Here is a 14,529-nt window from a genome sequence, read left to right as displayed (position 1 = left end):
AAAGGACAACATGGGAAGATTAAAGGTAGAACAGCTGGTTTTAGGACCGGTAAGTACAAATTGTTATTTCGCATTAAACCAGGAGACAAAAGAATTGCTGATCATTGATCCAGCAGATCAGCCAGAGCGGATCTTTCAAAAGGTAGCCCAGATGGAAGGGACTCCTGTAGCTGTCCTTCTTACTCATGGCCATTTTGACCATATCTCTGCAGCAGAAGCAGTGAGAGACAGATATGATATCCCTGTTTATGCCTGTCCTCTGGAGACAGAGATGCTTTGGGAGCCATCTGTGAATATGACCCAGTATTATGGCAGACCGGTTTCCATGAAGGCCGACAAAATGCCCTCAGATCTGGAAGTTTTTGAAGCAGCCGGGTTTAAAGTTCAGATGATCTTTACACCAGGACATACAAAAGGCAGCTGTTGCTATTATTTTAAAGATGAAGATGTACTTTTTTCCGGAGATACCCTGTTCCACGGTTCTGTAGGCAGGACGGATTTTCCGGGAGGGAGTTCGGCACAGATTGTGGAAAGCCTGCACAGGCTGGTAGATGCGCTTCCGGAAGATACGGTGGTATATCCAGGACATGATACATCAACTACCATTGGTTATGAAAAGAGGTACAACCCTTTTGTATAAGATAGAGATTTGTTTTCTTGATAAAGATTTTGAACATGATATATATGAGCTGATCAAAGCTTTTTATCCGGAAGCAGAGATCCGTATGACTTATGAAGCAGAGGAAACGCATTTCTGTGATCTGCTGTTTGTGTCTTCAAAAGCAGAAGGAAGTTATCTGATCCGGTATGAGGGAGAAGGAAAAAGCGGGCAGATCAGTATTAAAGAAAGTGAAAGCCGCAGGGAGAATAAAGACCACCTGAAATATGCCCTTTATCAGGATGTGCTGGTTAAGCTGACAGGACGCACGTTACCCTGGGGGAATCTTACCGGTATCCGTCCGGTAAAGCTGGCTATGGGGATGCTGGATACAGGCCTTACCAATGTACAGACAGCACAGGAGATGCGGGATCGGTATCTGGTCAGCCCTAAGAAAACAGCACTGGCTGTTGCCATTGCCAACCGGGAAAAAGATATCCTGAAGGATATTGATTATGATAAAGGGTATAGCCTTTATGTAGGGATTCCGTTTTGCCCAAGTATCTGTCTTTATTGTTCTTTCAGCTCGTATCCATTGAAGCTTTGGGCATCAAGAACTGACGAATATCTGGATGCGCTGTGCAAAGAAGCTGAAGCTGTGGCCAGCCTTATGAAAAGCCTTGGCAGGAAGCTGGATACGATTTATATTGGCGGAGGAACACCTACTACACTGGAGCCTTATCAGTTGGAGAGGCTGTTGGATTGTCTGAGCCGTCAATTTGGATATGATGGACTTCTTGAATTTACTGTGGAAGCAGGCCGGCCGGATAGCATTACAAAAGAAAAACTTGCATCGATCCATAGATTTCCTGTTACCAGGATTTCTGTAAATCCACAGACTATGAATCAAACCACTTTGAATCTGATCGGCAGGAAGCATTCTGTAGAAGATACAAAGAAGGCATTTGAGCTGGCAAGAGAGCAGGGATTTGACAATATTAACATGGATCTGATCGTAGGCCTTCCTGGCGAGGATTATGCCATGGTAGAGTATACACTGGAACAGGTAAAGGCACTGGATCCGGACAGTCTTACTGTACATTCTCTTGCAGTAAAACGCGCAGCAAGGTTGAATATCTTCAGGGATCAGTATCAGGAAATGACCTTTGAGAATAATCAGGAAATCATGGAGCTTACCATGAAAACAGCCTACGAAATGGAAATGAGCCCGTATTATCTGTACAGACAGAAGAATATGAAGGGAAATTTTGAAAATGTAGGCTATGCCAAGGTTGACAAAGCAGGAATTTACAATATACTGATTATGGAAGAAAAACAGCCTATTATTGCTCTTGGTGCTGGTGGTTCTTCCAAGCTGGTTTTTGATCACGAAAGACGGATCGAACGTGTGGAAAATGTAAAAGATGTTACCAATTATATTTCACGTATTGACGAAATGATCCAGAGAAAACAGACCGGGATTACCAGATGGCTGCGTGATTGGAGGGAGGATTCGTGAGCAGAACCAAGGAGAAGAATCCTGCCTCACAGGACAGACTGCTGGAATTTGACCTGTCTACAGAATTAAAACATGGCATTGCAGTAAGCAATCTGGCGTATGCAGTCGCAAAGGAAGTTGGACTGCCCGAGGATCAGTGTTACCAGCTGGCAGTGGCCGGTGTGCTTCATGACATTGGTAAGCTGAAACTGCGCAGCTACATTAATGGACAGGAAAATAATCCTCTTGTGATCGAGGAATTGAAATATGTGCGAATGCATTCTGCACTTGGATATGAAGAACTGAAAGATCAGGGGTATTCTGATTTTATTCTGGAAAGTATTTTGTATCATCATGAGAATTTTGATGGTACCGGATATCCATCCAATAAATGTGGGGAAGAGATTCCCATTGGAGCCAGGATCCTGAGAGTTTGTGATGTTTTCTGTGCTTTGAGCTCAGACAGACCTTATCGCAGGGCTTTTGACAGAAAGACAGTAGTTGGACTGATGATCGATGAAGTAAAGAATTTTGACATGGAAATTTTTCTCGCTTTTCAGCGGGTAGTTCATAAGGAGGAACACGATGGCATTAAAGAAGAAACCGGTAACAGGGATGAAGGATATTCTTCCCAGGGAAATGGAAATACGGAATTATGTGACCAGCATCATCCGTGAAACATATGCATCTTTTGGTTTTACATCTATAGAGACTCCCTGCGTGGAGCATATTGAGAATCTTTGCAGCAAGCAGGGCGGAGAGAATGAAAAGCTTATCTTTAAGATCCTGAAAAGAGGCGAAAAGCTGAAGCTGGAAAGTGCAAAGGAAGAAGGAGATCTGGTGGATTCCGGACTTCGTTATGACCTGACACTTCCCCTTTCCCGTTATTATTCCAACAATTCCAATGATCTGCCGGCTCCTTTTAAGGCTTTGCAGATGGGATATGTATGGAGAGCTGACAGGCCACAGAGAGGTCGTTTCCGTCAGTTTATGCAGTGCGATATTGATATTCTGGGTGAGGCTACTTATATGGCTGAGATTGAGTTGGTGCTTGCTACCACCACCCTTCTTGGCAAACTGGATTTCCACAATTTTACTATCCGTATCAATGACAGGAAGATCCTGAAGGCTATGGCACAGTATAGTGGTTTTCCGGCAGATAGTTTTGATACGGTATTTATCATCCTGGATAAGATGGATAAGATCGGACTGGATGGAGTGGCTGAGGAACTGGAAAAGGAAGGCTTCACAAAAGAAAGCATTGACACCTACCTTGGAATGTTTAAGGAGATCACAAACGATGTGGAAGGCGTTCGCTTTATAAAAGAAAAGCTGAAGGATGTGCTTGATCCTAAGGTGGCAGAGGATCTGGAAACCATTATTTCTACTGTTGACTCTGTAAAGACTGCAGATTTCAAAATGAGTTTTGATCCTACTCTTGTAAGGGGAATGTCTTATTATACAGGCCCGATTTTTGAGATCGCTATGGATGAATTCGGCGGAAGCGTTGGCGGTGGCGGCCGTTATGATGAGATGATCGGTAAGTTTACAGGCAGCAATACCAGTGCCTGTGGTTTTTCTATTGGATTTGAGAGAATTGTTATGCTGCTTCTGGAAAGAGGCTATCAGATTCCTGGACAGGGTGCAAAGAAAGCATACCTGATTGAGAAAAACATGCCTGCAGATCGTCTTGCACAGATTTTTGCACAGGCTGACCAGGAAAGAAAAGAAGGAACGCAGGTTAATATTTCCATTATGAAAAAGAATAAAAAATTCCAGAAGGACCAGATGACAACTGAAGGATATACAGAGTTTGTTGAGTTTTTCAAGGAAAAGAGATAATAAGCAGGAGGAGCAATAGACATGGCTGAGAGCATGCAGGGACTGCACAGAACATGCAGATGTGCAGAAGTGACGAAAGAAATGATTGGCAGTGAAGTGACTCTGATGGGATGGGTGCAGAAGGCAAGAGACAAAGGTGGTATTATATTTGTTGACCTTCGTGACCGTTCCGGGATCATGCAGCTTATTTTTGAAAACGGGATCATTGATGAAGAGGGATTTGCAAAAGCCGGAAAGCTGCGCAGCGAATATGTGATCGCAGTTGTTGGAACAGTGGCAAAAAGAGGTGGTGCAGTAAATGCAAACCTGGCAACCGGTACCATGGAGGTTCAGGTAAGATCCTTAAGAGTCCTTTCTGAATCAGAAGTACCTCCTTTCCCGGTAGAAGAAAACAGCAAGACAAAAGATGAAGTGCGTCTGAAATACAGATATCTGGATCTTAGAAGACCAGATCTTCAGAAGAATCTTATGTTAAAAAGCAAAGTAATGATGCTTACCAGACAGTTCTTTGCAAATGAAGGATTTTTGGAGATTGAAACACCAATGCTTGGAAAGAGCACACCGGAGGGTGCCAGAGATTATCTTGTTCCGTCCCGTATCCATCCGGGAAGCTTCTATGGCCTTCCCCAGTCTCCGCAGCTTTACAAGCAGCTGCTAATGTGTTCAGGATATGATCGCTATATTCAGATTGCAAGATGTTTCCGTGATGAGGATCTTCGTGCGGATCGCCAGCCGGAATTTACACAGATCGATATGGAGCTTTCTTTTGTGGATGTTGATGATGTGATCGATGTGAATGAAAGATTTCTTTCCTATTTGTTTAAACAGGTACTTGATCTGGATGTGAAGCTTCCGATCCAACGGATCACATGGCAGGAGGCAATGGATCGTTTCGGATCTGACAAGCCGGATATGCGTTTTGGAATGGAACTTCATGATGTAAGTGATATTGTGAAGGACTGCGGATTTTCCGTATTTACTTCTGCTCTTGAAAACGGCGGCAGCGTTCGCGGTATTAACGCAGAAGGCCAGGGCGAAATGCCAAGAAAGAAGATCGACAAGCTGGTAGAATTTGCGAAGGGCTATGGGGCAAAGGGTCTTGCTTATATTGCCATTGCAAAGGATGGTACAAGAAAGTCAAGCTTTGCCAAATTTATGACAGAGCAGGAAATGGATGCCCTGGTTCAGGCAATGGATGGAAAGCCAGGAGATCTGCTTCTGTTTGCGGCAGATAAGAAAAAGCTTGTATATGATGTTCTGGGAGCACTTCGTCTGGAAATGGCAAGACAAATGGAACTTCTTGATAAGAATGAGTATAGGTTTGTATGGGTAACAGAGTTCCCGCTGCTTGAGTGGAGTGAGGAAGAGAATCGCTATACAGCTATGCATCATCCATTTACAATGCCGATGGAGGAGGATATCCCTCTTCTGGATACAGATCCTGGAAAGGTTCGCGCAAAGGCTTATGATATTGTACTGAACGGCAATGAGATTGGTGGAGGAAGTGTCCGTATCCATCAGGATGATATTCAGGAAAGAATGTTCAAAGAACTGGGCTTTACGCAGGAAGCTGCGTATGAGCAGTTTGGATTCCTTCTGGATGCATTTAAGTATGGTGTTCCGCCACACGCAGGACTGGCTTATGGCCTTGACCGTCTGGTAATGCTGATGGCAAAGGTAGACAGTATTCGTGATGTGATTGCATTCCCGAAGGTAAAGGATGCATCCTGTCTGATGACAAAAGCACCACAGAGAGTCAGCGAGGCACAGCTGAAAGAACTGGGATTGGAAGTTGCTCCGGAAGAAGAATAATAAAAAGAATCAATAAGAAAATAAAAAGCTGCCTGAGCGCTGTACAAACTGTGAAATGCAGAACGTACAGTGTGGGGCAGCTTTTTTTATTGCAGGTTATTCGGTGACGGTATCATCTACCGGACTGGTAGTCAATGTGCCGAAAATAGCATTTCCAAGCTCACCATTGCTGTCATCCAGCTTCCAGGAAACACCATCATTGATCAGGCACAGACTGGCATCTGCAGTCTTTGTAGCAGTGTTGGCGGTGATACAATCAAGCAGCATGTCATAAGATTTATCAAGCCTTTTTTCAAGACCGTCAATTACAGCATCTGGAGACGCAAGGTATTCATTAAGTTTTTTCTGGTAAGAAGTAAGAATGGCTTCACTGTCGAAGGTGGTGATCTTCGTAGTAACCACAGCCTGGTAACCGTTGATCTTGCTGTCCTTAAATTCATAATTAAAAGTATTATGTACCTGGGTGACAAGGGCGGAGGCAATGGCATTCCGGGTAGTATCTGAGGTGTTCAGAATACTTTCCACACCAAGAAAGCTGCTCATTTCTTCGGTATTCATTTCTGTCAGGGAATCAAGGTAGACTGTCAGAGTGTCTTCAGGGGAAAGAATATCCGGATCAGACAGATAAGTCATAAGACCGCCGACAAGGTCATTTTCCAGGGCATAGGTTCGCTTGATCTCCCAAGCATTATGATCATTCATTGCCAGTTCAATGGTGCAGTTACGTTCAATGGAATCATAATCATCAGATGCAAGCAGCTCCTTCATGATCAGATAAAGATCTGTCAGTGAAAGGGAAGAGGACTTGGAATCCTGGTCATTTTCCATGTTGGCTGCACTCTGGATCTCACGCTGTAGCTTGGCAGCAGTAAAATCCTTTGCAAGAGCATTGGCATCCAATGTTACCAGCCGAAGGGAAGCAGAAGCTGTCTGTTTGTCCTTGTCAACATCAACATCCAGGATCTTATAATCAAAATCCTGAAAAAAGAGAGGAAATACATCTTTTATTTCATTTGATTGCTTCTGGTCATCTTTTATATCCGGGAACAGTTCCTTATAGGAAAAATACTTACTGGCAGTATCAGAATCCAGATTTTTTAGAAGATCCAGATCATTTTTGATAGCCTTTTTCACTGCTCGTTTTTCGCTGTGAAAACATCCGAATGCCATAATGGCAAGGATGACAACCAGCAATGGAATCAGCCGCTTTGCTGTTTTCATAAACCCTAGTTCCTTTCCGAAATAATATAGGCCTATTTTACCAGATTTCTTTAAAAAAGTCAAAAAAGCTTAAAATCTATACGATTTTTATAAAAAAAGAATGAAAAAATTGTGAAATTTGTATTAGTACTCTGATTTACTTTATTTTTGTAAATGAATCTGCTATGATAGGAAAGATAAAAGATGGGGCAGCCCGGCGGGGATGCCATTATGTCCAGAGAATGGACAAGGAGGTCATTATGAAGAAACGCGGTATTGTCATTGGGGGGATTATTGTCATTGCCGGTGCAGTTGGTGCAGGAGGCTGGTATTATTATAAGAATAACAGCACTACAGCATCTGCAGATGGCGATGTGGTATATGTTACAAAGATCAGTGACCTGAATGTAGATAATTCAGGCACACAGAACCGTTTTGCAGGAGTAGTGGAAGCCCAGGAAACAGTGAAAGTCAACATTGAAAGCGGACGAAAGGTTAAAGAAGTCCAGGTCAAGACTGGTGACGAAGTTAAGAAAGGCCAGCTGCTGTTTGAGTATGACTTGAGCAGTATCCAGGACAGCCTGAAGCAGGCACAGCTGGATCTGGACCGTCTGAAAAATGAAGCCATCAGCCTGGATCAGCAGATCGCTACCCTGGAAAAAGAAAAAAAGAAAGCATCCAAGGATCAGCAGCTTTCCTATACCATTGAGATTGAGACAAATAAGATGAACCTTAAGAAAAATGAGTATAGTCAGGAAAGCAAGCAGGCGGAGATTGACAAGCTTCAGAGTGCGACCACCAATACAGAGGTACGCAGTGAGATCGATGGAGTGATCCAGAAGATTGATACCACCAAGCTTAGTTCAGATGACGGAGATACATTGGACGATGATTCTGCAGGTATGGATTATAGCTCTGATAGCAGTGACAACAGCGCATTTATCACCATTCTCAGTACAGGAGCCTATCGTATCAAAGGTAAAGTCAATGAGATGAATCGCTATTCTATTGTTCAGGGAGAGCCTGTGATCGTTCGCTCCCGTGTAGATGATCAGCAGATCTGGCATGGGACTATGGGGGCTATTGATGAGCAGAGCAGCAATTCTTCTTCAAACAATGGCTATTATGGTATGGTGGATTCAAGCGGTGATTCAGATACCACTTCCAGTACCTACCCCTTTTATGTGGATTTGGAGACATCTGATGGACTGATGCTTGGTCAGCATGTTTACATAGAGAAGGATGAGGGTCAGGAAGATAAAAAAGAAGGCGTATGGCTCAGTGATTTTTATATTGTGGATGCAGATTCCCAGGATCCATATGTATGGGCTGCCGATGAAGATGGGAAGCTAAAGAAGCGCAAGGTTGTTCTTGGCCAGTATGATGAAGGGCTGATGGAGTATGAGATTGCAGATGGCCTTACTGAGGACGACAGCATTGCATTTCCTACAGAGGCTCTGACAGAGGGATTGAATACAGCAGATGCAGCATCGATGCCTGCAGGTGCAAGCATGTATTATGGTGAGGACAGCACGGATAGTTCAGATGGAACCGACAATTTGGAAGGATCCGATGATGCGGATGATTCCCAGAGTTATGACGGTGAAGAAGATGCAGATCCAATTATGGACGAAAGCTCCGGTGATGGATATATGGATGATTATTCAGATGAAGATATGCAGCCGGATGAAGAGCTGGGCGATGGGGATGTGATCGGCGGAGCCGATAGTATGGATGAGGATTTTGATGCCTATACCCAGGATTATACGGATGATATGAATAGTGATGTACAGTATGGGGCTGATGATACGGAGGCAGCAGGATGATCCTTGAATTAAAGAACATATACAAAGAATATATACAGGGAAAGATGAGTGTGCCGGTTCTGAAGAATGTGGATTTTTCCATGGAGGAAGGTGAATACGTTGCTATTATGGGACCTTCCGGTTCCGGAAAAACTACACTGATGAATATTATCGGATGCTTGGATCAGCCTACTCAGGGACAGTTTTTCCTGGATGGGGAGGATGTAAGTAAATGCACCGAGAATCAGATGTCTGATATCCGGCTGCGTAAGATCGGATTTGTATTTCAGAGCTTCCATCTGCTTCCCAGACAGTCAGCACTTACCAATGTAGAACTTCCGCTGAATTATGCAAAGGTTCCTAAGAAAGAACGCCGTGAGAGGGCTTTTCAGGCTCTGGAGCGTGTGGGGCTTGCCGACAGGGTGGATTTTCTGCCAAATCAGCTTTCCGGCGGGCAGATGCAGAGAGTTGCAATTGCAAGAGCTATTGTGAATAATCCTAAGCTCCTTCTGGCAGATGAGCCTACAGGAGCCCTTGACAGTAAGTCTGGGGCTCAGGTTATGGAGCTGTTCCAGAAGCTGAATGACGAAGGGGTATCTGTGCTTATGATTACCCATGATGCAGAGATTGCTGCCCATGCCAAGCGAATGGTTATGATCCGGGACGGCGAAGTGTGGGAAAAGAGGTGATAGCATGAGCAGGATAAAGAAAGTGATCATAGTTCTGGTGATCGTAGCTTTGGTTGTTACAGGAGCAGCCAAGGGTCTGACCTATATGCGGAAGAACAACGAGACAGTGGTACAGGTGGCATCTGTAGGGGATCTGGCCAGTGATTATTATTCTCCGACCACCAATCTGGAAGCCAATGTGACCAGCAGTGTATCTCAGAATATTACAGTAGATAAAGATATGATCATTCAACAGGTTTATGTTAATAAAGGAGATTCTGTAAGCAAAGGTGATAAGCTGGTCTCTTTTGACATGACCCTTGTGGAGATGGAGCTTAATATTGCCAGACTGAAAAAAGAAAAACAGGAACAGGATCTGGCAAAATCAGAACGTAGATTGAAAGCCCTGAAAAACGGTGGAGCTCTTACAGAAGAAGATGCAGGCGGTTCCGCAGATAATATAGACGATTCCACAGATGACAGCGGCGATTCTGATATGGATAGCCTGTCTGGGGATGATATGGCTATGGCAGGACAGGACAATAGCCTTACAGATGTGGGCGGTAATTATCTTGCGCTGGCTATCAACCCTATTTTACTGGAGGCTTTTACAGATGCAGTTGGAAGCGGGGATGATTCTGAAGAAAGCGATGTGCAGGAGGATGGTTCTTCGGTTGCAGCAGATGATGTATATGATGCAAATGAATCCGGCCAGTTCGGTGATCAGGCAGGTCAGGACTCCTCAGATAATCAGTTTACTTCAGGAGAGGATAATATCTATCCGATCACACCGGAACCTACACCTACCCCTGTCTTGGATGAAGAAGTTGATTTTGTGGATGGCACTACCAATCCTGAAGAACCGGATCTTACAGATGGGGATGAGAAGTTTTATCAGACCTTGGACTATGACACAGAGCCATTTGTGGGCAGCGGTACTAAGGATGACCCATATGTTTTTCTTTGCAGTAATGCCAAAGGAAAGGTAGAGCTGACCGGCGGTTTTCTGAACCGTATGGCAGGATATAATGAAGATGGGACAGAAGTGCTTCATAAGAAAGGATATTGGTATTTGTTGGAGTTCCATCAGAATGATACCATTGCAGATTATACAGACAGAACCCAGTCCTGTATTGGATATTATCTGGTGAATGGACATAAGCTGAAGAAAACAGTGGATCCTTCTGCGTCTCTGGAGCTGACAGTAGAGGAGGCCAGCCATTATGAGCCGGAAGAACCAGAAGAACCGGATATTCCAGGTGATGGGGGAAGCTCTTCTGTGAATATTTCCAGAAGTGATGCCATCAAGTTATATGAGAACCGGATTGCAACTCTGAAGCTGGATATCCAGGAAAGTGAGATTAAGATCTCACAGCTGGAGAAAAAGATGAACCGTCAGATCATTTACAGTAAACTGGACGGTACAGTTACCACTGTAGGAGATCCTGTAACAGGCACTCCTGAAGATGACAGCAGTGTATTTATGAGTGTAAAGAATAAAGACGGATATTATGTTGTTGGCAAGGTTGGTGAGCTTCTTCTGGACTCTGTAAAAGAGGGAACCATTCTTCAGTGCACCAATTACACTTACTATGATGATGGAGAAGAAAGCACCAGCCAGTTTGAAGCAGAAGTTATGGATGTGTCTGAGTATCCTGTTTCTTCTGACAGCAGCTATTATTATGGTGACGGCAATCCGAATGTATCTGAATATCAGTTCACAGCTGTGATCCCGGATAAATCTGTAAAAGTGCGGGATGGAGATTATCTGAACATTCAGCTGACCGAAGAAACCAAAGCCAAAGGGATCGTACTCTCCAAAGCTTTTGTTCGGTCTGATAATGGTAATTCTTATGTATATAAGGACGATAAGGGTGTGTTGAAGAAACAATATCTTTCTATCGGAGGTAATGTTGATAATGGGTACAGTGTCCTGATCACAGGCGGGATCACCAGGGATGACAAGATCGCATTTCCATATGGCAAGGATGTGGCTGAAGGAGCTAAGACCAAGACAGTTTCCTCATCCAAGATGTATGGTGAAGACGATTACAGTGACAACGGAGGTGATTTTGAATGATAGAAAATATCAGGCTGGCCTTTCAGGGAATATGGTCTCATAAGATGCGTTCTTTCCTTACTATGCTGGGTATTATTATTGGTATTGCGTCTATTATTGCAATTGTTTCTACCATCAAGGGTACCAGTGAACAGATCAAAGAAGATCTGATCGGATCCGGGAATAACACAGTTTCTGTGAATCTGTATTATGGAGACAGTACATACAGTGCTGAATACGGGGACAGCAATGCAACGCCTCCCCTTCTTTCCGAGAATCAGAAAGAAGAAGTCAGAAAAGTAAATCATGTTGAGAACGCAACTTTCTTTTATAACAGATCCTACAGCAGCAATGTATATTACCAAAATACAAGCTTCCAGGGAGGGCAGATATACGGTATTGATGTGAATTATCTGGATACCTGTGGCTATGCTTTGCGTTCCGGAAGAGCTTTTGTACAGTCGGATTATGACAATTACCGGAAAGTGGCACTGGTGGATTCCAATGCCGCCGAGAATATCTTTCCGGGAGAAGATCCTGTGGGGAAGATCATTGAAATAGGAGAAGAGCCATATACGGTAGTCGGAGTTGTGAATCAGGATGAAGATTCTATGCCAAACATCGAGAATATCAATCAGTTTTACGAGTATTTTCAGAGTGTTATGGGCACAGTTATGATCCCCAGCAAGTGCTGGCCAATTTCTTTTCAGTTTGATGAACCGGAGAATATTGTGATCCGGGCCGACAGTACAGACAACATGAGTGAGGCAGGCAATGGAGTTGCCAAGGCTTTGAATAATGAGATTAAGGCTGCAGACAGTTCGACCAAGTTTGAGTATAGAGCCAAGGATGTAATGCAGAAGGTTAAGAATCTTCAGAAACTTAGTGAAAGCACCAATCAGCAGCTGATCTGGATCGCAAGCATCTCTTTGCTGGTAGGCGGTATTGGAGTTATGAATATCATGCTTGTCTCAGTTACAGAGAGAACTAAAGAGATTGGTCTTAAGAAGGCTATCGGGGCAAGAAAGAAGACCATTCTGAATCAGTTCCTTACAGAAGCAGCTGTACTTACAAGTATAGGTGGTATTATCGGTGTAGTTCTGGGCATTGCCCTGTCGAAGGTAGTATCCAAGGTGGCCGGTTCACCTACAGCCATCAGCGTTCCTGCCATTGTAGGATCTGTGGTATTTTCTATGCTGATCGGTATTATTTTTGGCCTTCTTCCTTCTGTAAAGGCAGCAAATCTGAATCCTATTGATGCACTAAGAAGTGAATAAGAGTAGTTCATGCGAGTAGAATATCAGTGATACAAAAGAGATAGATTCATTGTACTAAATGGATTTGTCTCTTTTTTGTGTGTAATTATTGAAAACCGTGGTATACTAACGGAAACAACAGCCTTACTTTACGGAGGAAAAAGCATTGAAAATATTGGAAGGAAAATCTGTATTTCCAGGCATTGCCATTGGCAAGATTCAGGTATGGATGGAAGAATGGGATCAAGTGAAGCGTGTCCATGTCCCGGATCGAAATCAGGAGTTGCGTCGTTTGGATGAGGCTAAAGAGAAAGCCATTGTAGAATTAAAGGAATTGCATCAGAAAGCAGAAATAGAGGCAGGCAGCTCTGAGGCGGAGATTTTTGAAGTACACCAGATGATGCTGGACGAAGGAGAATATATAGAAGCGATAAGGAACAGGATCCGTACAGAGAGTGTGAATGCAGAATATGCTGCCACTGCTGCAGGTGAATATTTTGCAGATATGTTCCGCAAGATGGATAATGAATACATGAAAGAACGTGCGGCTGATATTCTGGATATTACCAAACGGCTGGTACGAGTTCTGTCAGGTGAGAAACAGAATAGAAATATTATACAGGAGCCTGTGATACTTGCAGCACAGAACCTGTCTCCAAGTGATACCATTTTGCTAGACAAAAGCATGATCTTGGCATTTGTGCTAAAGAAAGGGTCGGTCAATTCTCATACTGCTATTCTTGCAAGAGCAATGAATATTCCTGCATTGATCCAGGTGCCTTTCTCAGATGATATGGAAGGCAGCATGGCCATTGTAGATGGAGATAAGGGAAAACTGTTCCTGGATCCTGATCAGGATTTTCTTGAGAAATATACAAAAGAACAGAATGCAGAGCAGGAAAAACAGAAGATTTTGAACCAGCTTAAGGGAAAAGAAACCGTTACAAAAGGCGGCAGAAGGATTGAATTGTTTGCCAATATAGGTAGTGGTGAGGACGTAGATGCAGTTCTGGAGAATGACGGAGAGGGAATAGGTCTTTTCAGAAGTGAATTTCTGTATCTTGGAAAAGAACAGCTTCCGTCAGAAGAAGAACAGTTTCAGATATACAAGGATGTTGCCAAGCGGATGGGTGACAAAAAGGTAATTATACGTACATTGGATCTTGGAGCAGACAAGCAGGCACCCTGCTTTCCAATGGAAAAAGAAGAGAATCCGGCTATGGGCTGCAGAGGAATCCGGCTGTGTCTGGAACATCCCAAGGCTTTCAAATCTCAGTTGAAGGCAATTTTACGTGCAGGAATGTACGGAAATCTGTCTATCATGTATCCCATGATCACTTCTATAGGAGAACTTGGGAAGATTGGGGAGATCCTGCAGATAGCGAAGCAGGAACTTCAGGAAGAGGGAAAGCAGTACAAAGATCTGGAGCAGGGGATTATGGTGGAAACACCTGCCGCCGCTATGATCAGTGATCTGCTTGCAAAGAAAGTGGATTTTTTCAGTATCGGAACAAATGACCTGACACAATATACGCTGGCAATGGACAGGCAGAATGAAAAGCTGGAAAGCTTTTATGAACCAGGGCATGAAGCGGTTCTGCGATTGATCCGTATGGTAATAGAGAACGCTCATAAAGCTGGTATCTGGGCCGGTATCTGCGGCGAACTTGGGGCAGACACAAGATTCACTGAAGAATTTGTGAAAATGGGGATAGATGAACTTTCTGTATCCCCATCCAGGATCCTGCCCCTTCGTCGTCTGATCCGTAGTATAGATGAAATCTGACAGAA

Annotated in this window: 11 protein-coding genes; 10 read left to right on the top strand and 1 reads right to left on the bottom strand. The window is 43.7% G+C overall.

Going from position 1 to position 14,529, the window contains the following annotated elements; translation table 11 throughout:
• The first annotated feature begins 10 nt into the window (after positions 1–10).
• Genes G5B11_RS12730 through aspS form a run of 5 tightly spaced genes read left to right on the top strand, consistent with a single transcriptional unit; the run spans position 11 to position 5,750 of the window.
• Positions 11–640, top strand: coding sequence for an MBL fold metallo-hydrolase (locus tag G5B11_RS12730; protein ID WP_158422254.1), 630 nt, complete (start codon positions 11–13; stop codon positions 638–640).
• The gene (hemZ, locus tag G5B11_RS12725; RefSeq protein WP_158422253.1) at positions 612–2,117 is read left to right on the top strand and encodes a coproporphyrinogen dehydrogenase HemZ; all 1,506 of its coding nucleotides are present in this window, start codon (positions 612–614) and stop codon (positions 2,115–2,117) included. Before G5B11_RS12730 ends, hemZ begins: the two co-directional genes overlap by 29 nt.
• Positions 2,114–2,773, top strand: a complete 660-nt coding sequence (locus G5B11_RS12720) for an HD-GYP domain-containing protein (protein ID WP_173728481.1) — start codon at positions 2,114–2,116, stop codon at positions 2,771–2,773. The genes hemZ and G5B11_RS12720 overlap by 4 nt, the downstream gene beginning before the upstream one ends.
• The gene (gene hisS / locus G5B11_RS12715) at positions 2,682–3,938 is read left to right on the top strand and encodes a histidine--tRNA ligase (protein WP_158422251.1); all 1,257 of its coding nucleotides are present in this window, start codon (positions 2,682–2,684) and stop codon (positions 3,936–3,938) included. Before G5B11_RS12720 ends, hisS begins: the two co-directional genes overlap by 92 nt.
• Positions 3,939–3,959: 21 nt before the next feature.
• Positions 3,960–5,750: an aspartate--tRNA ligase gene (gene aspS, locus G5B11_RS12710; protein ID WP_158422250.1), complete on the top strand. Its 1,791-nt coding sequence runs from the start codon at positions 3,960–3,962 to the stop codon at positions 5,748–5,750.
• Positions 5,751–5,846: 96 nt separating this feature from the next.
• Here the strand turns inward: aspS and G5B11_RS12705 are convergent, their stop codons facing one another.
• On the bottom strand, positions 5,847–6,971 hold the full coding sequence (locus G5B11_RS12705) for a hypothetical protein (protein ID WP_173728479.1): 1,125 nt from the start codon (positions 6,969–6,971) through the stop codon (positions 5,847–5,849).
• 239 nt (positions 6,972–7,210) lie between these two features.
• Here G5B11_RS12705 and G5B11_RS12700 point away from each other — a divergent pair, with 239 nt between their 5' ends.
• The 5 genes from G5B11_RS12700 to ptsP all read left to right on the top strand — a co-directional run bounded on the left by G5B11_RS12700 (position 7,211) and on the right by ptsP (position 14,524).
• Entirely contained in the window at positions 7,211–8,776 is a 1,566-nt protein-coding gene (locus G5B11_RS12700) for an efflux RND transporter periplasmic adaptor subunit (protein ID WP_173728477.1), read from the top strand.
• Positions 8,773–9,444, top strand: coding sequence for an ABC transporter ATP-binding protein (locus G5B11_RS12695; protein ID WP_158422247.1), 672 nt, complete (start codon positions 8,773–8,775; stop codon positions 9,442–9,444). The genes G5B11_RS12700 and G5B11_RS12695 overlap by 4 nt, the downstream gene beginning before the upstream one ends.
• Before the next feature lie 4 nt (positions 9,445–9,448).
• A complete protein-coding gene (locus G5B11_RS12690) occupies positions 9,449–11,503 on the top strand; it encodes a hypothetical protein (protein WP_173728475.1) in 2,055 nt (684 codons plus the stop codon).
• Positions 11,500–12,759 (top strand): ABC transporter permease, encoded by a 1,260-nt coding sequence (locus G5B11_RS12685; protein WP_173728473.1) that lies wholly within the window; start codon positions 11,500–11,502, stop codon positions 12,757–12,759. The genes G5B11_RS12690 and G5B11_RS12685 overlap by 4 nt, the downstream gene beginning before the upstream one ends.
• Before the next feature lie 145 nt (positions 12,760–12,904).
• Positions 12,905–14,524 carry a phosphoenolpyruvate--protein phosphotransferase gene (gene ptsP / locus G5B11_RS12680; protein WP_173728472.1) on the top strand — a complete coding sequence of 540 codons (1,620 nt, stop codon included), beginning with the start codon at positions 12,905–12,907 and terminating at the stop codon, positions 14,522–14,524.
• The last annotated feature ends 5 nt before the right edge of the window (positions 14,525–14,529 follow it).

Origin of the sequence: Blautia glucerasea, assembly GCF_013304385.1 — a bacterium.
Lineage (GTDB): Bacteria > Bacillota > Clostridia > Lachnospirales > Lachnospiraceae > Blautia_A > Blautia_A ammoniilytica.
Note: the sequence above shows the minus strand (reverse complement) of the source record. Positions and strands in the feature narration are given on the sequence as shown.